Raw genomic sequence first — 21,383 nt, forward strand, 5'->3', positions numbered from 1 at the left:
GCCGACGCCGTGCTCGACCACGCCCACCTGAAGCTGGCAGCCGCTTCGGCGGTACCGCCGACCGCCGTCCCAACACTCCGAAGGGAAGCAGATGAGTCACGGCCTGACCTACCCGGAGGCGATCGTCATCGGCGCCCTGCAGGGGGTGACTGAGCTGTTCCCGGTGTCCAGTCTCGGGCACAGCGTGATCCTGCCGGCGCTGATCGGCGGCCGCTGGGCCCGCGACCTGGACGTATCGGCGCCGGAGTCGCCGTACCTGGCGTTCGTCGTCGGGCTGCACGTGGCCACGGCGCTGGCCCTGCTGGTCTTCTTCTGGCGGGACTGGGTACGCATCATCCGCGGTTTCGTCTCGTCGGTGCGGCACCGCCGGGTCGCCGGCCCGGACGAGCGGCTGGCCTGGATGGTCATCCTGGCGACGATCCCGGTGGGGCTGGCCGGGCTGTTGCTGGAGCACACGTTCCGTACCGTCCTCGGCCGGCCGGCGCCGGCCGCGGTGTTCCTGATGCTCAACGGGTTGCTGCTGTTCGGCGCCGAACGGCTGCGCCGACGGGCCGCGACGGCGGAGCCGATCGGCGCGCGGGCCGGGGACCCGGTGCCGGTGCTGGTCGGCCCGGACGGTAAGGGGACGGTGTTCGCCTCGTCGGCCGCGGGCGGACCCGCCGGTACGCAGTCCGCCGTCGACCTGGCCTCCGATCGCCGCCTGGCGGCCGGCAGCATGGGCGGGGCCGTGCTTATCGGCAGCGCCCAGATCCTCGCCCTGCTGCCCGGGATCAGCCGCTCCGGCGCCACCATGGCGGCCGGCCTGCTACGCGGGTTCACCCACGAGGACGCCGCCCGGTTCTCCTTCCTGCTGGCCACCCCGGTGATCCTGGCCGCCGGGGTGCTCAAGCTGCCCGACCTGTTCGGGGACCTCGGTGCCGGCATCCGCGGCCAGGTGCTCATCGGCAGCCTCGCGGCGGGGCTGTCCGCCTACGCCGCGGTGAAGTTCCTGACCCGGTACTTCGAGACCCGCACGCTCACCCCGTTCGCCATCTACTGCCTGGTCGCGGGGTTCGTCAGTCTGATCTGGCTGGCCGTGGCCTGACGACGACCCTCCCCAGCGAAGCCAACCCGGAGTTCCCAGCCGCCCTCGGCATCGACGAGAACGACAGACTCTGCGCCAACTCCCAACGACCGCCGCCACCCGCGTTCCACGAACATTCAAAAGCCCATTACGCCGAGGCCATTCGGCGGGCCGGCCGGGCGGGCTAGCTTCGCGCCGTCATGCAAACCGGACGGAGCTGAGGTGTTTCATGTTCGTACGTCGCGTCCTGGCGAGCCTGGCGGTGGTGCCCGCACTCGTCACGCTTTCCGCACCAACTGCCGCTTCCGCGGCGACGGCCGACAATCCCGGTGTCGTGCTGCCGCAGAAGACCCACTTCGACCTGCAGGCCCACCGAGGTGGCATCGGCATGACGACCGAGGAATCGCTGGAGGGGTTCGCCAAGGCGATGCGCCTCGGGGTCAGCACGCTGGAGCTGGACACGCACGTCACCAAGGATGAGAAGGTCGTGGTCAACCACGACCGGCAGATCAGCGCCCAGAAGTGCCGCGACACCGGATCGGTCACGCCCGGGGATCCGATGTACCCGTACGTCGGCAAGTACATCAAGGACCTCACCCTGGCCCAGATCAAGACCCTGGACTGCGGATATCAGCAGCTGCCTGGTTTCCCCGAGCAGGAGCAGATCAAGGGCTTCCGGATGGTCGAACTCAAGGATGTGCTGGACCTCGTCAAGAGCTACCACGCCAACCAGATCAAGCTGAACATCGAGACCAAGGTCGAGGCGGGCGCGCCGGACCAGACCGCGCCGCGTGAGCTGTTTGTCCGCCGGGTCTACGAGGAGATTCACGCGTCCGGGATCGAGGAGCAGGTCACCATCCAGTCCTTCGACTGGGGCGCGCTGAAGGAGATGCACCGGCTCGCGCCGACCTGGCCGCTGGTCGCGCTGACCAACTACGACTTCCTCCAGGTCGGCAAGCCCGGCGCCTCGCCATGGCTCGGCGGCCTCGACGCCGACGACTTCGGCGGCGACTTCGTGAAGGCCGCCGCCACCATCCCCGGCGTCACGGCCCTGTCTCCCGTCTACGGCTTCCCGCAGAACGGAAAGTTCGGCGACCCCGGATTCCACTTCTACGTCGACGAGACGATGGTGACGGAGGCGCACGCCCGCGGCATGAAGGTCATCCCCTGGACCTGCGACGACCCCGCGACCGTCCAGGCACTGATGGACATGGACATCGACGGCATCATCACCAACTACCCCAACCGCGTCCGGCAGATCATGTCCGACCGCGGCATGCGCCTGCCCAAGCCATACGAGCCGCGCTGACCACTCGCGATGGCCTCCGGGCGCGGTGGGTCTCCGCCGTCACCGGAGGCCTCGCTACGTGCTCAGGAATGATCTGGGCACCGCTGCGCGACTGACTTCTGGTGCTATCGGAGGGAGCTCCCGTCACATCACCGGAGTGATCCTCCCCGCCGATCCGAGTAGCCGGGCGGCGCGGACCCTGCGGGTGAGTAGCGACCGGGGCGCAACCTGGCGCCCGGCCCTGGCGCTGTCCGGTCTTCCGGCCGCCTACTCGGATCTGGTTCAGCTCGACGCCAACACGGTCGGCGTGCTCTGCGAGACGGGCAACTTCGGGACGTACGAGACGATCACGTTCCGGGGACTCCACCAGGCTCGGGGCGGTTCACAGCGACCCGCCACCTTCCCCCATCGTGCTGACGCTGGCCGGTTGCCTGACCGCCCTGACGCCCGCCTGGGCGTCGTTCACGGCGCCTCGGGGAAGAGGCGCCGGGCGTTGGCTGTGGCCACGGAACGCCAGGTGGTCCCTGCTACGGGAGACTCGGCCGCGTCGACCGCCGCGATGTGGGCATCGGCTACCAGGGGCGGGGTCCAGTGACGTAGTACAGGCCACGCAGTTGCTGCACCGCGTCAGGGCCGGGTGACGTGTCCGAAGGCAGGAACAGCCGCATGAACTCGTTGAGACGGTCGGCCAGGACGGGACCGCGCCACTCCGCGGATCATTTCACCGAGCGCCTGATCGGCGGCCGGCCGGGCCGAAACCGGCCGACTCCGCCAGTCGTGGTAACCCGAGGTCGACACTCCGAACACCCGGCACGCCACCGCCACCGCGATCCCGCCGGCGGCGAGATCAGCGACGACCGGGTAGATCCTTTTGGGAGGACGTTCTCCCGCGCGCGAAATACGCCGCGGCCGGAACCAGGATCTCGTTCTCCACCTCCAGCCGCCGCTTCTCCCTACGCAGCGCCGCGAGCTCTTTGCGTTCCTCGCTGGTCAAGCCCTCGCGCTTACCGTCGTCGGTATCGGCCTGGGCCAGCCAGTTCCGCAGGCACGACTCGGCGATTCCCAAATCCTTCGCGATCTCCCGGATGGGCTTGTCCCTCAGCCGCCGGGCCAACTCGACTGCGCGCTGACGAACTCCGGCGGGTGTGGTGCGGGCATCCGAACTCCTCCCTCGGCGACCAGTGTCGCCTCAGCTCAGGTGTCCGGGAAAGCGGGGAAAGCTCACCAGGTCGACGTGGTCACCCTCGCCGCCCGCGAGATCGGTGTGGCGAATCGATGCCGGTCGCCTCCCGTTCCATGAACGTTCAGCCAGCTGCCCCTCCCTGCGTTGTGTGCCGTCCCTAAGTTGCTTGAGGCGACGAAAGGAGGGCTCATGGACGCACCTCTCGCAATCCGGGCTCGCGGGATCACCAAGTGTTTTGGCGATGTGGTCGCACTCGACGACATCGATCTGGATGTGGCGCAGGGGCAGATCCACGGCTTGGTCGGGCCCAACGGCGCCGGCAAGACCACATTGCTCGGCCTCCTGCTGGGCCTGGCCGTCGCCGACAGCGGCCGCCTCGAGATCCTGGGTACGCCGGTCGGGCGGGCGCTCGCCGCCCCCGACGGTGTCGCCGGCTTCGTGGACGGGCCCGGCCTCTACCCCTCGCTCACCGCCAGGCAGAACCTCGCCGCGCTGGCCGCTCTCCGCGGCTGCGACGCGCGGACAACGGGGATCGGCGACGTGCTCGACCAGGTCGGGCTCACCGATGTCGCTGACGACCGGGCGAGCGGCTTCTCCCTCGGCATGCGTCAGCGGCTCGGGCTCGCCGCCGCCCTGCTCACCAAGCCCCGGCTGCTCGTGCTCGACGAACCTTCCAACGGCCTCGACCCGGCCGGCAAAAAACACGTACACAGTGTCCTCACCCGGCTCGCGACCGATGGGGCCAGCGTCGTGCTCTCAAGCCACCGCATGGACGACCTCGAGGCACTGTGCTCCGAGGTCACCATCGTCGCCACCGGACGGGTCGTCTTCTCCGGCCCGCTGACCAAGCTGGCCGCCGAGAACCGTGAACTCGACTACCGGCTGCTCACCTCCGACCCGCAGGCCGCCCGCCGGTTGGCTGGCGACACGGCCGGCATCCGCGTCGTCGACGGCGCCGGGGCACGGCACGACGCTGAGGTGCTCGTCCTGCGCGCGTTGGTGCCCGCCCTGGACGAGCTGGTGGTGCGGCTCGTGCACGCGGGCGTTGCGGTGCGCGAGCTCGCACCCGTGGTGTCGCCGCTCGAGGCCGCGTTCCTAGCCCTGACGGAGCAGCAGGAGGCCAGCCGATGACCGCGACCATCGCCCACGCTGCCGGTGCCCGCCGGGCCTCGGTGGCGCGCGGCTACCGCTTCGAGCTGGTCAAGCTGGTCTCGCAATGGCGGATCCGCTTGCTGGTCCTCGCCTGCTGGATCGCGCCGGCGCTCTTCGTCGCCGCGGTGAGCCAGCAGAGCTCGCTGCCCGTCGACACCCTCTTCGGTCGCTGGATGCACGCCACGGGGTGGGCCGGACCGCTGGTGGTGCTCGGTTTCGCGGGCACCTGGGCGCTGCCGCTGCTGACCTCAGTGGTCGCCGGCGACGTGTTCGCCTCCGAGGACCGGCTCGGCACATGGCGCCACCTGCTCGTGGCGGTTCGGTCGCCTCGACGGATCTTCGCAGCGAAGGCACTGGCCAGCCTCACCGTCATCCTGCTGCTCGTGGTCGGGCTGGCCTGTTCCAGCGCGGCCGGCGGGGTCGTGGCGGTCGGCAACCACCCGCTGGTCGGCCTCGACGGCCACCTGCTGACCCCGGCGGACGCCGCCGGGAAGGTCCTGCTCGCCTGGGTCTGCGTACTCGCCCCGACCCTGGCCCTCGCCGCGATCGGACTACTCGGGTCCGTCGCGCTGGGGCGGTCCCCGATGGGACTGCTGCTGCCCGCGCTCGTCGCGCTCGCGATGCAGCTCGCCCAGATGCTGCCGCTCCCCGTCGCCGTCCGCCTGGCCCTGCCCAGCTACGCCTTCATCGCCTGGAACGGTCTGTTCACCAGCCCGGCACAGCTCGGCCCGCTCCTGATCGGCATCGTGGTCAGCCTGGTGTGGGCCGTGACCGCGACGGCGCTGGCTTACCTGCTTTTCCTGCGACGCGACTTTACCAACCCAACCCACGATGGCTCGGGGCGCCGCGCGGTCACCGCTGCGGTCCTGCCGCTCGTCGGGCTGGTCGCCGTGACGGCCGCGGTCGTCGCCGCGGCGACCCCGGCCTCGGGCTCCGGGATCGAGCAGGACAAGGTGCAGCGCGCGGTGGCCACGGCATTCGCCCACCTCTACCGCATCCAGACCAGGCAGCTCAACCGCCCCGACGTCACCGAAGCGCAGCTGAAGGCCACGGCGACGTGCAACAAGGGCGGTGGCAAGGTCGCCGCCGAGGGGCCGGGCAACGACTGGCGTTGCATCGTCTCCTGGCATCTCCCCGACGTCGAGGCCGCAGGGACGGCCATCTATCAGCTGGACGTCACCGCAGATGGGCGGTTCGTGGCCGACGGCGACGGACCGAAGGAAGTGAACGGCTACTTCCTGGTGCGGACCCCGGCCGGGGACGCACCGAACCCGCTATGGCAGTTCGACGGCATCGTCGAACTGCTCCCCACCACGAAGGGATAAGTCAATGCAGGTAACACGCCGCCGTCGGCGTGTCGGGAAGGACCCCTCCGGCCTTCTCGGTCGACGCATCGGCCGCCGGATGCCCCTCGTAACGGCAGGCGCCACCGCTGTCGTCGTCGCCGCCGGCACCGGCATCGCTTTCGCCCAGACGCACCAGTTCGGCACCGACCAGGTCGGCCAGACCACCGACCAGGGCCTGGTCGTGTCCGACGACCAGTACATCAACCCGATCGGCGAGCGCCTCGTCATCAACAACGGCAAGATCATGTCGTCTTCGGTCAGCCCGGACGGCACTCACGTCGCGGCGGCGGTCGCCGACGGTGGGATGGCGCTGGCCATCGTCGACCTGAAGACCTGGAAGGTGCAGCAGCTCGTCGGCAACAACGCGGCGGCGAACCTGCGAATCAGCGGCAACGACGTGGGCCAGGAAGGCCCCACGTACTCGCCCGACGGTTCGCAGCTGTGGCTGGGCCAGGCCGACGGCTACCGTAGGTTCACCGTGAACCCGGACGGCACCCTCGCCAACCCGACGTTCATCCGCATCCCGCAGGACGGGCCGAAGCGCGCGCTGGCGGATGAGGCAGTGTTCTCGCCCGACGGCTCCACCGTGTACTCCGCCGTCAACGGCCAGAACCGGGTGATCGCCATCGACGCGGCGACCGGGGCCATCCAGCAGAGCTGGGCCGTGGGCAACGGCCCGCGTGACATGATCAAGGTCGGCAGCAAGCTCTACGTCAGCAACGAGGGCGGGCGGAAGGCGTTGCCCGGCGACACCACGATCAACTCCTACAACACTCAGGTACCGGCCGACCCGGTGACCGCTGCCACCACCACCGGCACGGTCAGCGTCATCGACCTAGCGAACCCGGCCGCTGCCATCGCGAGCATCGACGTCGGTCTGCACCCGACCGCCCTGTACGCCAAGAACGGGGCGCTGTTCGTCACCAACACCGCCACCAACGACGTGTCGGTCATCGACACCGCGAGCGACAAGGTGGTCCAGACCATCGCCACTCAGCCGTGGCCGGAGGCGACGGTGGGCTACGAGCCCGACGCGGTGACGCTCACCGACGACGGTCGCCTACTGGTGACGCTCGGCCGCGCCAACGCGGTCGCCGTCTACCGGTACACGACCCCGCTGGAGCCGGTCAGCTACGTCGGCCTGCTCCCGACGGACTACTTCCCCGCGGAGATCACCACCGTCGGCAACGACGTGCTGGTCTCCAACACCCGGGGTATCGACGCCCGCCGCCCCACCAACAGCGCCGCGCACGGCACCCACGACACGACGTCGAGCCTGCAGCGGTTCACGCTGCCCAGCGACGATGTCATCAAGTCCGAGACCGGCAAGATCTTCAGCCAGAACGGCTGGCACGGCGGCTCGGTCACGCTGACTGAGGGCGACGGCGACGCGAAGCCGGTGCCGGTCCCGCTGCGGCTCGGCGACCCCTCGACGATCAACCACGTCTTCCTGATCGTCAAGGAGAACCGGACCTACGACCAGGTCTTCGGGGACGTCCCGCGTGGCAACGGCGACCCGTCGCTGGCGCAGTTCGGCGAGAACGTGACGCCGAACCAGCACGCGATGGCTCAGCAGTTCGGGCTGTACGACAACACCTACGACGTCGGCACGAACTCGGCCGAGGGTCACAACTGGCTGATGCAGGCCGACAACCCGGAGTACACCGAGTCCTCGGCCGGTGAGTACATCCGCAGCTACGACACGGAGGACGACGCTCTCGGCCACCAGCGGACCGGCTTCCTCTGGACCGGTGCGCAGGCGGCCGGGAAGACCGTGCGGAACTTCGGCGAGTTCCACCAGTTCCTGACCAAGCCGGCCGGCGCGAGCTGGCAGAACCTGTACTGCGACACCAAGAACATGACGGCGACCGGGCAGGACACCGCCTACCCCATGGTCTCCTCCTCGCCGATCCCGTCGCTCAACAACGTGTCGGTGCCCGGCTTCCCGAAGTTCGACACCGGTGTCCCGGACGTCTACCGGTCCGAGATCTGGAAGCGTGACTTCGAGAAGAACGGGCCGGCGAACCTGAACATGTTCTGGCTCTCCAGCGACCACACCGGTGGTCCGCCGAACGGGGCCGCTCAGGTCGCGGACAACGACCTCGCGGCCGGCAAGATCGTCGACACGATCTCGCACAGCCCCTACTGGAAGGACTCGGCGATCTTCATTGTCGAGGACGACTCCCAGGCCGGCCTCGACCACGTCGACGGCCACCGTGCCCCGATCCAGATCATCAGCCCCTGGGCCCGGCACGGCGTCGTCGACAGCCACTACTACACGCAGATCACGATGATCCGGACCATCGAGCAGATCCTCGGGATCCACCCGATGAACCAGAAGGACAGCGCGGCCAGCCCGATGCGTGGGGCGTTCACCCAGAGCGCGGACTTCACGCCGTTCACCGCGCTGCCCAACCGGACCTCGCTGACCATGGGCCTGAAGACCCCGCCTGTCTGCGGCCTGGACACCCCCGCGCCGCAGAACCCGAACGCCACGGCCGCACCGTCGGGGAAGGTGCCGGCGGACAAGCAGCAGGTGGCGGCGCAGTGGGACGAGTGGAAGTCGCACCAGCGGCTGACCGGGCCTGACGCCAAACCCGACTTCGCGAACCCCGCGCAGATGAACCACTTCACGTGGTACGAGACGCACGAGTGGACGAAGCCGTACCCGGGCGAGGACAAGATCTTCGCGCCAGAGGACGTGCCGGGCGCCTACATCCCGTCCTCGGAGTCCGACGGCTGACGTAGGCTGATCGCGTCAAGGGACCCCTGGCCGGCGTCACCGCCGGCCAGGGGTCCCTTCTGTCCCCTGTGTTGAGGATGGGCAGCGCCTGCTCGTAACCTCGCCGCCCCGACCCCCAGCATCCTTCGCACCCGGCCTCGCGGTCGCCATCGGGGTACTGGTCCCGGTTCCACCGGCCTATCGATGGTGTTGATGGAAGGATGGAAGACGTGGGAACTGCGAAAACTGCTACGCCTGCCATCTCGCCGCTTGCCGGCGAGCCGATCAAGCGTGCCGATGCCGAGCGGCTCGCGGGAGTGCTGAAGGCATTCGCCGACCCGGCCCGGCTGCGACTGCTCAGTCTGATCCAGTCCGCTCCGGAGGGCGAGGCGTCCGTCAGTGACCTCACCGCGCCGCTCGGGCTCTCCCAGCCCACCGTGAGCCATCACCTTCGGATCCTCACCGAGGCCGGCCTGCTCGAACGCGAGAAGCGCGGCGTCTGGGCGTACTACCGCCTGGTGCCGTCCGCGATCGCGGCGATCGCCGACCTGTTGACGCCGCCCCGCAAGCGGGCCACGAAGAGGGCCCGCTGAACGGCACCGTCGAGGAAGGCGCCGTCGCAGAGGGCTAGCAGGATGATCCGATGCGCATCACCCCTCGCCTCGTGGCGTCCTTCCGCGTGCCGGCGAACGCTCCGCGCGTACCCGGTGACGCCAGCGAAGGTACGCGCTGGGCCACCCCCCGGAGACGGCTCTGGCGCTGGCCAGCGCCGCGGGGCACCCTGGCCCTCGTGGGAGTGGGCGCGGCCGAAGGGGGCCGACCGGCAGCCGTGGCTTCCGCTCCTGACGGCCGGCAGAGTGGCCGGCGACGCGGCGGCCGATGGGTGGCTATTCGCCGAGCAGGTGACCAAACATCGCCGCCTGTGCGGCGGGTGCACCCTCGCCGCCGCGGTCACCGTGGCGGCCGTGCCGTTCACCCTGCCCGAGGCACGCCGGGCCATCCGAGCGCTACGCAGGCGCGGCTGAGCCCTCGCCTACCGCAGCACACGTGGCCGCCGCCCGGCCCAAGCGGTCCCGGCCGCGACCCCCATCGGCGCGAAGCGTCTCGACGGTCGCAACAGCGGCGATCCGCAGCCGTGGCGGACCGGTTACCCGGCGACCGGGTACGGCGACGCTGGGGGCTTGGCGGCGTCCACCGGGGATGTGAGGCAGCACGCGGGATGGTCATTCCATCTCGCCGGTGGTGGGGTCTTTGGTGGCCGTGCCCGAGCGGTCCCGAGGAACCGTTGTGCGCCACAGTGCGTGCCGGCGTTCGGCCTCGGACTTCGCCGTGGCGAGCGAGTCGGCGACGGTAGCCTCCCATCGCCGTGCGACAACCGCCGCCCAGCCGACACCCAGCACCCAGCCGTCGCTGCCCATCTCGCCGGTGTACTCCAGCCGGGTGTGGCCGTCGTCGACGGCGGTGAGGGAGAAGCGTTCACGAACGTGCGGCACGGGGCCGCGCACGAGGCGGAAGTCGACGGTGTCGGGGCGGGTGAAGGTAACCGTCTCGACCGTCTGGGTGACCAGACCACGTCCAACCGGCGTATGGTGGGCGGCCAGGACCATCCCGTCACCGCGTTCCAGCACCTGAATCTTCTCCCGCTGCGCCCTCGTGGGCCGGCCGAGGTAGGGCTGGGCGATCACGTCGAAGACCAGCTCACGGGGCGCGGCGATGTCGAGCACCTTCGGCCCGAGCGCGCGTGTCCGCCGGCCGATGCCCAGATCCAGGGTGAGCCGGCCGGTGACCAGCCCCAGGTACCCCACCACGCCCACTGCCGCCGATGTCACGGCCGCGATGGTCAAGCCGAGCCGTGCTGCCATGATCGTCTCCAATCTCCTGTCCGGTGTCCGGATTCGCCGTTCGGGGTCAACGCGGCTTCGTGGCTGTTAGCAGCGCGTAGCCGAGGACACGATCGGCGACGGCGGCGCGGGCGGTGGCCAGCACCGCCGGGGCGCGGTCGAAGTCGACGCCGAGGGCCTCGGCCCGTGCTCGTGCGGTCATCCGCATGACGGTGAGGCGGGCCTCGATCTGGTCGATCATGGCCGCGATCGTGGTGTCGTGGCGTTCGATGCGGGTGACCCGCAGCCCGGCGGTCGTCAGCAGGGCGTGGTACTCGTCGACGGGGCGGGCGTCACCGATACAGGCGATCGACGCGCCCAGCCCGGTCAACTCGGGCGGGAGCCGGTCGGCCTCGACGGTGACGTCGGTGATGCCGAGCCGGCCGCCGGGGCGCAACACCCGGGCGAGCTCGGCGGCGGCGGTGGGCTTGTCGGGGAAGGTGCAGAATGCGCACTCGCACACGACCACGTCGAAGGATCCGGCGTCGACGGGTAGCCGCTCGGCGTCACCCACCTGGAACCGGATGCGGTCGGCGAGGCCGGCGGCCTGTGCCGCGCCGGTGGCGAGGGCGACGTTGGCGTCGGACAGTTCCACGCCGGTGACGTCAACCTCGTACTCGGTCGCGAGCGTCAGAGCGGTGGTCCCCCGGCCACTGGCCACATCCAGCACCCGCGCGCCGGCACGCAGGTCCAGCCGGTCGGCCAGCCGGCGGGTGAGGGCGAGGCCACCGGGGTGGTAGGAGTCGCCGAGCAGCAGGGCCACCACGTCAGAACCGTACGTCGCGGCGCAGCACGCCTTGGCCCGGGCGGCCGAGGACGGCTGGATCGGCACGCTCATCGGATCCCTCGGCCGACGTTGGTGCGGTCCGGCGCGATGGGGCGCCCGCCGTCCGGGCGCTGCCCCGCCCCGCTCCCGGCGATCTTCGAACCGTAGGGCGAATCGGTGAGGATCGGCTGCAGCGGCCGGGCGTTGGGCACGACGTCGGCGACCGGTATGCCGGACATCTGTTCGCGGACCTGTTCGCGGTAGCCGACGGAGTTGTAGGCGCAGAACGGAATCAACCTGCCGTCCGGGGTGATCTCCTCGACGCAGCACTTCATCAACTGTTTGACGTTGAGGGTGTACGGGTCCTGAAAGTCCTGGATGACGATCATGAAGGCGCGGTCCGTGAGGTTCGCGATCGCCTCGGGCAGGTTGATGCCGCAGGCGTCGGCGCAGTCCAGCGCCGCGGCGGTCTGGGCGAGGCGGTCGCGCGTGGTGTCGGTGCCCATGAACGCCGACGCCGACCACAGCTTTTCGAGGGCCTCCCGTACGGCGTAGTCCGGCACGACGCGGTTGGAGACGTAGTCGAGGTAGTCCTCGACGTTGAGCAACCTGGGGATCGGCACCACCGCGAAGTCCGGGGTGCCGGGGACGCCTTCGGTGAGCAGGTAGGTGATCGACCGGCAGGTCGGGAAGCAGCACGGCACCGGGAAGAAGTCCTTGGCCTGGAACCAGTCGGGCAGCTGCTGCGCGATGAGGTGGATGATGTCGGAGTTGGTCAGCCGGTTCAGCGGGTCGAAGGCGACGTGCCGGCCGGAGTGGGTGACCGGCTGGAACGACACGCTGCGCACCGCCGGGTGGGCCAGGCCGTGGCTGATGATGGCGCCGAGTTCGTGTTCGTTGAGGCCACGTTCGACCGCAGCGACGAGGGTGACGGTCAGGCCGACCTCGGCGCAGTTGTCGAGGGCCTTCTGCCTGATGGCGCGCAGGTCCCGGCCGCGGATTTCGCGGTGGGTGCGTTCGTCGAACCCGTCGAACTGGAGGTAGATGTTCACCGCCCGGCCGGGCCGGTTGCGCTCACCCAACGCGGCGACGAACCGCTTGTCGCCGGCCAGTCGGATACCGTTGGAGTTGAGGTTGACTGCCCTGATCGGGCGGGCCTGGGCGGCGTCGATGAACTGCAGGATCTGCTTGTGGATGGTGGGTTCCCCGCCGGAGAACATCACCACCTCGGCCTCGCCTTCGCTTTCCACGAACACGTCGAGCATGCGTTCGCACTGCTCCAGTGTGATGGAGTAGCCGTCGGGTTGGTGGCCGGAGTCGGCGAAGCAGATGGGGCAGTCCAGGTTGCAGCCGGTGTTGACCTCGATGATGCCCAGGCAGGCGTGCTGTTTGTGTTCCGGGCACAGCCCGCAGTCCGACGGGCAGCCGTCGATCACCTCGGTCTGAAAGGTCAAGGGGATCGTGCCGGGCTTGTTGAACCGGGCCGAGTCCAGGTACATCTGCGCGTCGCCGTACACCAGCGCCTCGAACTGGCCGTGCTCCCGGCAGCGTTTACGCAGGTATACCTTGTCGTCGCGGATGTTGACCTGGCCGTCGACGACGACCTTGCATACCGGGCAGATCGACTTGGTGTACTCGACGAACACCTCGTCACGGTCCCGCTTCACCGGCGGTGATACGGCGGGAACGGGGGCAGGTTCGACAGCGGTCATGAGTGCTCCTCGCGGCAGCGTTGTTCTGCTTGCCCTGATCAGCCTCGCTCGGGCTAACCACATCCTTCCGTGAACACGCTTACGTAACCGGGACTCCGCGGAGCCGGTCGCGTCCGGCATTGCGAAAAGCGACGCGCCGACGCGCGAAAGCGCCCATCCGCCTCCAAGCCACGGCGTGGTTCCCGTTTCGGCCTTCCCGCCATCCCTGGACGCTGGACGGGTGATCACGACTCCCGCCCCGCGTCGCATGGCTCATGGCAGGGTGCGCAGGACATCTTCGATCGCCCGGTGGATGGCCCGGGTAGGCGTAGATCATGTGGCGGAACCGGTCCACCCGGCCCTGGCCGTGCACCGCGACGGCCGCCGGCAAGAACCTCTCGGCCGGCCGGGCCGGCGAGGTGGCGTCGACGAGCAGGTCGCCTGGGCGGTGGGATCCACGCCGACGGTGTCCACGCCCCCGACCGCGCACAAGGCGGCCGCCCTTGCCGACGAACCGGTCCACCGCGACCTGGTCGTTCCAGTCGTCGGTGGCCGCGTCCCGGATCCGCGCCGCGACCACCGGCCACTCAGAGCACACTTCGGCGTGCTCACCATCCCGGCGGCCCGCCAGGCCTCGGCCAGCAAATCCCCGGCACGGATCATCATCTTGGTCGCACACAGGCCACAGGCCGCCCACCAGCTCACCAGCTCACCAGCGACCCGGCCAGCCTGGGCAGGATCACGACGCCTGCACGGCGGGGCGGACCCGGTGAGGAGCGGACGGGACTGGGGAGTGACACGGCCGTCGCCGGCATGGGAGGCTACCGGCGAGTAACGTCGTCGACGAAAGGCAGCGACATGACGGACGTGGCGGATCCCAGCTGGCAGAAGCCGTCGGCGCTCGACCCGGCCGTCGTGCGCCGCGCCTGGCGGGTGACCGAGCCCCTGCATGCGATGATCTACTTCGTGCCCGAGGCGCACGAGCGGTACGCCGCCCTCGGCCTCGCGGAGCCGGCCGGCTACTTCGCCTCCCGGGCGGCTGCCCTGGGGCCGGTCGGCCCCGGCCCGGTCGTCGCCAGCTTCTTCAACTTCAACCCGGACCTCGTCGCCCGGGTGCTGCCGGCCGCCTGGGAGCGGGCGACGCCGGCGGCCGTGCTGGCCGCCCGGCTGGAGGCCGCCGGTACGGCCCTGACCCGCGCGCTCGGCGACGCGGTGCACGGCCCGGAGATGGTCGAGGCCGCTGAGCTGGCCCGTCGCGCCGCCGAGTCCGCCACCGCCTACCCTGAGGGGCGGCCACTGTTCGCCGCCCACGCCGCGCTGCCCTGGCCGGAGCAGCCGCACCTGATCCTCTGGCAGGCCCAGACGGTCCTGCGGGAGTTCCGCGGCGACGGGCACATGGCCGCTCTGGTGCTCGCCGGCCTGACCGGGTTGGAGGCACTGGTGCTGCACGCCGCGTCCGGCGAGGTGCCGGTCCGCTTCCTGCGCCGCACCCGCGGCTGGAACGGCGAGCAGTGGGCTGACGCGGTCGAGCGGCTGCGCGGGCGCGGGTTGATCGAGGGCGACGAGCCGGCCCTGAGCGACAGCGGACGGGCGCAGCGCGCGTGGATCGAGGCGGCCACCGACCGGCTCGCCACGCCCGCGTACGCGGTGCTCGGCGCCGACGGGTGCGCCCGCCTCGCCGAGCTGACCCGGCCGATGAGCCGGGCAGTGGTCGACGCCGGACTGCTCAACGTCGACAACGCCGTGCCGTCGCGTGCCGACCGGGTGGCGTCCCGCTCGACGTGAGCCCGGCTCAGTTCTTCTCTGCTCCGCGCTGCTCGCCCGGGTCTTTCCGAGTGGCGATGCGCCGCTGCATGGTTGGCCGCGGAACGGTTAGGCGACGGCAAGGTTTCAGGGCCCGCAGTCGGGCACTGTCTATTGTCGGCCGGTCTCGTCAGCCGTTCCGCGGTCAGTGTCCGCGGACACGAACGGGCTGCGCATGCGGGCCATCGTGGCTGCGCTTACGTCTACGGCCCGCCCGCAGTCGCGGTCGGTATCCCCGTCCCCCTCTGAACCGAAGGGATTCAGAGCGGGCGGCATCATATCTGGCAAAACGGCTCCAAGATGTACAGAGCAGCGCACAACGGATTCGCTAGCAGCTGCAAGCCGGGAAGGAGGAGGGCGGTTGGGACGGACCACTGGCCATCGCTCACCCGCTTCGACAGCCTACCGCTCTCCCGCCCAATTGCACGCGGTGAGGCGTGACCGGGGCAATAGGCCCTCGCGCCAACCCGGGACTGCCGCCGTTGCCGGCCAGGCGGCGAACAACGTTGCGGCGTTTTGATCGGCTGACTCGATCGCAAGCCCCCTGGGCGTGAGGTGGACTGCCTTGAGCGTCGACCATGCCCGCTGCAACGCGCTGGTTACCGATGCGACGCTGGTTTCCAGAAGGTGCGCGACGCCGGACAGGAGGCACGAAATGACCGAAGACGACCTTCGGGTCGCGGTGGTGGCGAACGTCGCGAACAGGCGGACCTGCTCGCCACGCTGCGCCCCGATCAGTGGGATGCGCTCACGTTGGGTGACGGCTGGAGGACTGGGGTCAGACGTGACCGACGGGCACAATGCGACGGTGTCAGATCTTGCTGAGCCGATCGGCTACGCCCATCCCGGTGACGCCGGCGCGGACCTGGTGGCCGCCGGCGCTGACCTTCAACGGTGAACGCGTCATCGCCGCTCAAGCATTGGTGCTGCCGCGCTCCGGCGGCCCCGAAACATCCGGGGCAGCGCCGGATAGTGACGTACGGTCAAGCGGCCACGCGTCGGGGCGTCAGCGGACGATGACAAGGTTGGCCATGTCGACCACCGGCCGGTAGCCGAGGGCGGCGTAGATCTTGTTCGAGGTCGGGTTCGCCTGGTCGGTGAACAGGCACACCCGGGCACCCTCGGCCTGGATCCGCCGGGAAACCTCGGCGACCGCGTTGCTGGCCCAACCGCGCCCGCGCTGGGCCGGCGGCGTGTACACCGGGCCCACGCGCACGACCCCGAACGACGGCGGGTTGGCAGCGGTGAGGTGCACCCGCTCCCCTGCCTCGTCGACCCAGAACCACACCCGTCCGGTCTGGAGTCGGCGCACCACGTCCGCGCGGTCGGGCACTTCGTGCGCACTGGCACCGCGCTGGCGGCCGGCCTGTTCGTCGGCGTCGCCCATGAACGCCCCGAACCACTCCGTCACCAGGCCCACGTCGTCCTCGGTCGCGACCTGCAACCCGCCGGGCACCGGCGCCGGCCACACCAGCTCGCCGAGCTCATGCAGGCGCGTGTGCTGGGCGACCTCGACCTGGCCCCCGCCGAGCCGGGCCAGCTCAGCGGCGCACGTTTCAACGGCAGGAAGGGCACCGTTGACCGCCGGCACATCCTCCCCGCGCTCGTGCAACGCGGACGCCAAGGCCATGGCCGCCTCGTCGGGCATCGGCAGCAGGAACGGCGGGTACGGCGCGAACGGCGCCAGTCCGCATACCGGCGCCGACCAGAGCACCGGATGCGTCCCTCACCACCAACCACCAGTTACGGTCGGGCTGCGCGATCCCATCGGCCTGCTGCAACGACAACCGGTGCGCGACCGTGGTCACGACGGTGCAGACGACCGGATCGGCGGCCAGGTAGACACCGGCTGCGGCAAGGAACTCGCCCGGATCGGTGCAGAACTGCAGCCGCGGTCCGGCCGGCGGGCTTGCGCTCATCCGCACAAGCTAGCGCGGTGTCCATTAACGTTCGCCGGGTTGGTTTGCGTTAGGGAAGTGTCGTACGGGTGGTGTTGGCTACGATTCGTGCCTCGCCGTCGGGATCCTGCCGCGCCGCGGGTCGTGCACCGCACGGCTCGTCTCGGGTTGCGGGTGACGCCGGGGCAGCGGCGCCGGTGTTTCGGGTTGCTGCGCTCGGCTGGTGACGTGTGGGCGTGTGTGGTGGAGGTCAACGCGTGGCGGCGGCGCCGCCACGACCCACCGCTGGCCGGCTATCAGCAGTTGTGCCGGGAGTTGGCGGCGTCTGGGCCGGGCACCGCATGCACCTCGCCGACAGCAAAGCCCGCCGCCGCGCCGTCGCCCGCCGCGCACCGAAACCTGGTCAGCGGGGTTCCCGGCGGTGGCGGCAGTACCGCCGCCGGGCGCGGCTGGTGGAGGGCCGGCATCGGCGCAGAGTCCGTCAGGCCCAGCATGAAGCCGCCCGCCAGGTCGTGTCCTGGGCGGTAGAGCAGCGGGTCGGTGTGCTGCACGTCGGTGACCCGCGAGGGGTGCTGGACAGTGATGCGGGGCGGCGGCACAACCTGCGTCTACGGCAGTGGCAGATCGGCCGGCTCCTGCAGGTCCTCACCGACAAGGCCACCCTGGCCGGCATCACCGTCCATCTGGTCGACGAGCGCGGCACCTCGTCCACCTGCCCCGCCTGCCGCGCACGCGTTCCGAAACCTCGTGGCCGGACCTTGTCCTGCCCGCGCTGTCGATTCTCCGGGCACCGTGACCTGGTCGCGGCCGCCAGCATCGCCACCCGTGTTCCGGGCGGCGGACCCACCACCCCGACAGCCGTCGTGCTGCCGCAGGTGGTCACGCACCGTCGAGCCGGTCGACACCTCCCCGGTGCCGGCCAGTCCCGACGTGACCCCCGCCGCCCACAACAGGCGGCGCGAGGATCAGTTGGCCCGCGGAGGCCCGCCCCACCACCTGGTGGGGAGTCGCTCGCCCACCCGGCGAGGATCCACAACGCGCACCGGGAACCCGGTGAACGTTAGTGGACACCGCGCTACCCACCGCGCCCCCACAGCGGCAGCTGATATTTCCACCGTCGCGGACCTGCAGGGGCCGCGCAGCAGCCGGAATGCTGGGCGAAACCACGAGACGCACATGCACGTCCGCGGCGTACCGCCCCGCCGACCGGCGCGAGTATCGATAACATCCCCGGATGCTTGATCAACGGTGCGACGAGCTGGAAGCCGCAGCGCGAAGTTCCGACCCTGTCGCGTTCCAGATGGGCATCCCCCTGGTGTGGGAGGCGGCACAGGGCGCTGATCCGGGCGAGTTGGACCGGGCTCTGGGGCGGATCCTGGCCCTATTCGAGGATGCGCCGCTGGGCATCGGTGGCCAGTGGCCGTGCTGGCAGGGGCCTTCGTGGAGGATGGCGCCGATCCGGACGGCCTGGTTGCCCCGGTCGTCGCCGGCCTCGGGCGGTCGCTGGACGTATCGGCGCAGTTCGCGGCGGCATGGCGGTCGATCGTCGGTGATCGTGCGGAATTGCCGGAGCCGGTCAACGAGCAGACGGCATTCGACGCCGCCATCACCGCGTTGACCAATCGGCGGCGTCGCCTCCCCTGGCGGCGGCGACCGACAGGGCTGTCGGAGTACGACGCCTTTGTCCTGGCCGAAGGCTGGTTCTCGTCGGCCCAGTGGGCATTGGCGGCCACGACTCTGCTGCAGATCGCCCAGGTCCGGACAGGGTTTCCGTCGCGCGGGCAACTGGCCGAGGCGGTTGGCCGGGTGGCACCGCTTCGGCCCGATCTGCAGTGCCTCGATGGACTGTTGGAAGTGCTTGACGACGAGCAACTGGTGGTGCTGCACCGGCCCAGCGGGCGAGGGTTCGAGGTGACGATCAGCGGGGTCGGGGACAACTTCCAGTTGCACACCCTGCTGGCCGCCACCCTCAGCGGTGACCCGGCCGCCGGGTTACTGGAAGGTGTTGCGCCGGATCCGTCCTGGGTCGCGGCGGCCACCGACGGACCGCTCCAATCGGACGGGGGCCGGATCAGGGGTCAGTTCAACCTGGTCGACGCCTATGGCGAGTGGATCTGGAACGAGGGCAGGCCGGCGGACATCCCGGTGCTGGACGGGCGTCGCGTGGTGGTGCTCGATCCGCCGCCGTACCTGTGGACGTGGAACATCGGCCGGACGTATCCGATGCTGCACCCTGAGGTGCGGTTGGATCGGGTGCTGCCGGTCGATGAGGCGGCCGGGTGGCTGTCCCGCGTCGCCGCCCCGTCGAAGATGAAGAATCGGCCTGGGCACGTGCACATCCAGCGGGGGGCAGGCGACGAGCGGTAGCAGTAGCCGAGGTGATCCTCCGAGGTGGCAAGGCCGCCACACGGGGACAATGGCTGGTCAGGCCCTTGCCGTCAACCCTTCGCGAGCGTAGGAAGAACAGCACGCCGCCCAGCGCTCCTTTCACCACCGTCGGTTTCGTGCATCGTGAACCGTCCACCCCGTCCCCCGGCAAGGAGATGCGTGTGACCATCCCCAAACGGCTCCGTCTCGCCCTGTCCGTGCTGGTGACCATGGGTGCCGTACTGCTCGGTCCGGCCGCCGCGGCGGAACCGCCCTCGGTGCCGCCGCAGCCGTCCGCGTACGGCGCCTGCGACCCGATCGACCCGACGGCGTGCCTGTTGCCGTTCCCGAACGACTACTTCACCGTGCCCGATCCGGCCAGCCCGACGGGCAGACGGGTGCAGTTCGAGGCCTCCTCGATGCCGACCAACGTGCGCGGCGTTCCGATCGACCAGACGGAATGGAACCGGCAGGACGGGTTCAGCCCGGGCGAGCCGATCCTGGTGCACGTTCCGGGATTGGATGCCAGGGCCACGGGCATCGCGCCGGTGACCGACATCGGCCGCTCGCTGGCGCCGGACGCGCCGATCGTGCTGGTCAACACCGCCACCGGCGAGCGCACACCGTACTGGGCCGAGCTGGACGCGCACGCCACCGGTCAGCCCGACCGGCAGCTGCTCATCATCCGGCCGGCGGTGGCGCTGAACGAGGGCACCCGGTACGTCGTCGGCCTGCGCGGCATGCGGAACAGCAACGGGGCGGTCATCCCGGCGCCGGCCGCGTTCACGGCGTACGTCACCGGCGCGGGCGTCGACGCCTTCGACCCCCGCGTCCCGCAGATGAAGCGGATCCTCGCCGACCTCACCACCGCCGGGGTCAAGCGCGGCGACCTCTACCTGGCCTGGGACTTCACGGTGGCCAGCCGGCAGGGTCTGACCGGCCGGATGCTGGCGGTCCGGGACGACGCGTTCGCCGGCCTCGGCGCGGCGGCACCGTCGTTCACCGTCACCCAGGTCACCAACTACACTCCGGAGCAGGACTCGCGGATCGCCCGGCAGGTGAGCGGCACCATCGGCGTACCGTCCTATCTCACCGGCAGCGGCGGGCCCGGTTCGCGGCTGCACTACGGCCCGGCCGACGGCGACGGGAGAGCGGGCACGTCGTACGCCATGCCCACGCCGTCCGGGGCGACGCTGCAGGCCGACTTCGTGTGCAACATCCCGCGCAGCGCCTCCGCCACCAGCCCGGCACACCTCTCGCTCTACGGCCACGGCCTGCTCGGCAGGCCGACCGAGATCAACGCCGGCAACGTCAAGACCATGTCGGCCACCCACGACTTCACCTTCTGCGCCACCAGCTGGATCGGCATGGCCAACGCCGACGTCCCGTACGTGGCCGGCGCCTTCACCAACCTCAGCGCCTTCCCCGCGGTGGTGGACCGGCTGCAGCAGAGCTTCCTGAACTTCCTCTTCCTCGGCCGAACGATGATCCACCCGGACGGGTTCGTCGCCGACCCGGCGTTCCAGGACGCCACCGGGCAGCCGTTGATCAACGTGCCGGGTGGGCTGCACTACGACGGCAACAGCCAGGGCGGCATCAACGGTGGTGCGCTCACCGCCGTCGCCCAGGACTGGACCCGGTCGGTGCTCGGCGTGCCGGCGATGAACTACTCCACGCTGCTGCAGCGCAGCGTCGACTTCGCGCCGTTCCAGTCGATCATGGACGGGTACTACCCGGACAAGGTCGACCAGCAGCTGATCCTCGCTCTGCTCCAGATGCTGTGGGACCGGTCCGAGGCCAACGGGTACGCCCAGCACATGACCGACAACCCGTTGCCGGGCACCCCGTCGCACCAGGTGCTGATGCACGTGGCCTTCGGCGACCACCAGGTCTCCCCCGCCGCCGCCGAGGTCGAAGCGCGCACCATCGGCGCCCGCCTGCACACCCCGGCCCTCGCCGATGGGTGGTCACTCGACGTGGAGCCGTACTGGGGCATCGCACCGATCCCGGCGTACCCGTATGCCGGTTCCGCGATCGTGATCTGGAACAGCGGTCAGGCGTACGCGCCACCGCCCACGAACCTCGCCCCGGCCGGCCCCGAGTACGGCGCCGACCCGCACGAGTTCCCGCGCGCCCAGCTCGGCGCGCAGGAGCAGAAGGCGAGGTTCCTGCTCACCGGCGAGATCATCGACGTCTGCGCGGGAGGGCCCTGCCCGTGATGCCG

At 70.2% G+C, this 21,383-nt stretch carries 17 protein-coding genes and 1 pseudogene; 12 read left to right on the forward strand and 6 right to left on the reverse strand.

The window, feature by feature from the left end:
* Window positions 1–91 precede the first annotated feature (91 nt).
* Window positions 92–1,084, forward strand: coding sequence for an undecaprenyl-diphosphate phosphatase (locus tag DKL51_RS02660; RefSeq protein WP_109943801.1), 993 nt, complete (start codon window positions 92–94; stop codon window positions 1,082–1,084).
* 208 nt (window positions 1,085–1,292) lie between these two features.
* The gene (locus DKL51_RS02665) at window positions 1,293–2,372 is read left to right on the forward strand and encodes a glycerophosphodiester phosphodiesterase family protein (RefSeq protein WP_109943800.1); all 1,080 of its coding nucleotides are present in this window, start codon (window positions 1,293–1,295) and stop codon (window positions 2,370–2,372) included.
* Window positions 2,373–3,198: 826 nt separating this feature from the next.
* Here DKL51_RS02665 and DKL51_RS02675 read toward each other — a convergent pair.
* Window positions 3,199–3,474, reverse strand: a pseudogene (locus tag DKL51_RS02675) (transposase); the annotation flags it as partial.
* 249 nt (window positions 3,475–3,723) lie between these two features.
* Here DKL51_RS02675 and DKL51_RS02680 point away from each other — a divergent pair.
* The 5 genes from DKL51_RS02680 to DKL51_RS34680 all read left to right on the forward strand — a co-directional run bounded on the left by DKL51_RS02680 (window position 3,724) and on the right by DKL51_RS34680 (window position 9,779).
* Window positions 3,724–4,665 carry an ABC transporter ATP-binding protein gene (locus DKL51_RS02680; protein WP_109943798.1) on the forward strand — a complete coding sequence of 314 codons (942 nt, stop codon included), beginning with the start codon at window positions 3,724–3,726 and terminating at the stop codon, window positions 4,663–4,665.
* Window positions 4,662–6,011 carry an ABC-2 transporter permease family protein gene (locus tag DKL51_RS02685; RefSeq protein ID WP_109943797.1) on the forward strand — a complete coding sequence of 450 codons (1,350 nt, stop codon included), beginning with the start codon at window positions 4,662–4,664 and terminating at the stop codon, window positions 6,009–6,011. The genes DKL51_RS02680 and DKL51_RS02685 overlap by 4 nt, the downstream gene beginning before the upstream one ends.
* A 79-nt stretch (window positions 6,012–6,090) precedes the next feature.
* A complete protein-coding gene (locus DKL51_RS02690) occupies window positions 6,091–8,775 on the forward strand; it encodes a bifunctional YncE family protein/alkaline phosphatase family protein (protein WP_260428350.1) in 2,685 nt (894 codons plus the stop codon).
* A 200-nt stretch (window positions 8,776–8,975) separates the two neighbouring features.
* A complete protein-coding gene (locus DKL51_RS02695; protein ID WP_109943795.1) occupies window positions 8,976–9,347 on the forward strand; it encodes an ArsR/SmtB family transcription factor in 372 nt (123 codons plus the stop codon).
* Between the two features lie 264 nt (window positions 9,348–9,611).
* On the forward strand, window positions 9,612–9,779 hold the full coding sequence (locus tag DKL51_RS34680; protein ID WP_185734681.1) for a hypothetical protein: 168 nt from the start codon (window positions 9,612–9,614) through the stop codon (window positions 9,777–9,779).
* Window positions 9,780–9,977: 198 nt separating this feature from the next.
* Here DKL51_RS34680 and DKL51_RS02700 read toward each other — a convergent pair whose 3' ends face one another.
* Genes DKL51_RS02700 through DKL51_RS02710 form a run of 3 tightly spaced genes read right to left on the reverse strand, consistent with a single transcriptional unit; the run spans window position 9,978 to window position 13,067 of the window.
* Window positions 9,978–10,616, reverse strand: coding sequence for an SRPBCC family protein (locus DKL51_RS02700; RefSeq protein WP_185734682.1), 639 nt, complete (start codon window positions 10,614–10,616; stop codon window positions 9,978–9,980).
* 46 nt (window positions 10,617–10,662) lie between these two features.
* Window positions 10,663–11,472, reverse strand: a complete 810-nt coding sequence (locus DKL51_RS02705; protein ID WP_109943794.1) for a class I SAM-dependent methyltransferase — start codon at window positions 11,470–11,472, stop codon at window positions 10,663–10,665.
* The gene (locus DKL51_RS02710; RefSeq protein WP_109943793.1) at window positions 11,469–13,067 is read right to left on the reverse strand and encodes a radical SAM protein; all 1,599 of its coding nucleotides are present in this window, start codon (window positions 13,065–13,067) and stop codon (window positions 11,469–11,471) included. The genes DKL51_RS02705 and DKL51_RS02710 overlap by 4 nt, the downstream gene beginning before the upstream one ends.
* Before the next feature lie 882 nt (window positions 13,068–13,949).
* Here DKL51_RS02710 and DKL51_RS02720 point away from each other — a divergent pair.
* Together DKL51_RS02720 and DKL51_RS02725 are read left to right on the forward strand one after the other, a co-directional pair.
* On the forward strand, window positions 13,950–14,876 hold the full coding sequence (locus DKL51_RS02720; RefSeq protein WP_109943792.1) for an SCO6745 family protein: 927 nt from the start codon (window positions 13,950–13,952) through the stop codon (window positions 14,874–14,876).
* A gap of 583 nt (window positions 14,877–15,459) precedes the next feature.
* A complete protein-coding gene (locus tag DKL51_RS02725) occupies window positions 15,460–15,792 on the forward strand; it encodes a hypothetical protein (RefSeq protein ID WP_123809683.1) in 333 nt (110 codons plus the stop codon).
* A 108-nt stretch (window positions 15,793–15,900) separates the two neighbouring features.
* Here DKL51_RS02725 and DKL51_RS02730 read toward each other — a convergent pair whose 3' ends face one another.
* The gene (locus DKL51_RS02730) at window positions 15,901–16,608 is read right to left on the reverse strand and encodes a GNAT family N-acetyltransferase (protein ID WP_260428351.1); all 708 of its coding nucleotides are present in this window, start codon (window positions 16,606–16,608) and stop codon (window positions 15,901–15,903) included.
* 480 nt (window positions 16,609–17,088) lie between these two features.
* On the reverse strand, window positions 17,089–17,391 hold the full coding sequence (locus DKL51_RS36085) for a hypothetical protein (protein WP_243420456.1): 303 nt from the start codon (window positions 17,389–17,391) through the stop codon (window positions 17,089–17,091).
* Here DKL51_RS36085 and DKL51_RS37045 point away from each other — a divergent pair.
* From DKL51_RS37045 to DKL51_RS02745, 3 genes are all read left to right on the forward strand, one after another.
* The gene (locus DKL51_RS37045) at window positions 17,305–17,856 is read left to right on the forward strand and encodes a zinc ribbon domain-containing protein (RefSeq protein WP_369008540.1); all 552 of its coding nucleotides are present in this window, start codon (window positions 17,305–17,307) and stop codon (window positions 17,854–17,856) included. The two genes, DKL51_RS36085 and DKL51_RS37045, sit on opposite strands and share 87 nt — an antisense overlap.
* Window positions 17,857–18,208: 352 nt before the next feature.
* Window positions 18,209–19,159 carry a hypothetical protein gene (locus DKL51_RS02740; protein WP_109943790.1) on the forward strand — a complete coding sequence of 317 codons (951 nt, stop codon included), beginning with the start codon at window positions 18,209–18,211 and terminating at the stop codon, window positions 19,157–19,159.
* A gap of 176 nt (window positions 19,160–19,335) precedes the next feature.
* A complete protein-coding gene (locus DKL51_RS02745; protein ID WP_260428353.1) occupies window positions 19,336–21,378 on the forward strand; it encodes a hypothetical protein in 2,043 nt (680 codons plus the stop codon).
* Window positions 21,379–21,383: the final 5 nt, after the last annotated feature.

Source organism: Micromonospora globispora (assembly GCF_003857015.1).
GTDB classification, from domain to species: domain Bacteria; phylum Actinomycetota; class Actinomycetes; order Mycobacteriales; family Micromonosporaceae; genus Micromonospora; species Micromonospora globispora.

Excerpts from the sequence above, each read along its gene's own strand:
- DKL51_RS02660 (WP_109943801.1), top strand. The coding sequence starts at position 92 with ATGAGTCACGGCCTGACCTACCCGGAGGCGATCGTCATCGGCGCCCTG.
- DKL51_RS02665 (WP_109943800.1), top strand. The coding sequence starts at position 1,293 with ATGTTCGTACGTCGCGTCCTGGCGAGCCTGGCGGTGGTGCCCGCACTC.
- DKL51_RS02680 (WP_109943798.1), top strand. The coding sequence starts at position 3,724 with ATGGACGCACCTCTCGCAATCCGGGCTCGCGGGATCACCAAGTGTTTT.
- DKL51_RS02685 (WP_109943797.1), top strand. The coding sequence starts at position 4,662 with ATGACCGCGACCATCGCCCACGCTGCCGGTGCCCGCCGGGCCTCGGTG.
- DKL51_RS02690 (WP_260428350.1), top strand. The coding sequence starts at position 6,091 with ATGCCCCTCGTAACGGCAGGCGCCACCGCTGTCGTCGTCGCCGCCGGC.
- DKL51_RS02695 (WP_109943795.1), top strand. The coding sequence starts at position 8,976 with ATGGAAGACGTGGGAACTGCGAAAACTGCTACGCCTGCCATCTCGCCG.
- DKL51_RS02700 (WP_185734682.1), bottom strand. The coding sequence starts at position 10,616 with ATGGCAGCACGGCTCGGCTTGACCATCGCGGCCGTGACATCGGCGGCA.
- DKL51_RS02705 (WP_109943794.1), bottom strand. The coding sequence starts at position 11,472 with ATGAGCGTGCCGATCCAGCCGTCCTCGGCCGCCCGGGCCAAGGCGTGC.
- DKL51_RS02720 (WP_109943792.1), top strand. The coding sequence starts at position 13,950 with ATGACGGACGTGGCGGATCCCAGCTGGCAGAAGCCGTCGGCGCTCGAC.
- DKL51_RS02745 (WP_260428353.1), top strand. The coding sequence starts at position 19,336 with ATGCGTGTGACCATCCCCAAACGGCTCCGTCTCGCCCTGTCCGTGCTG.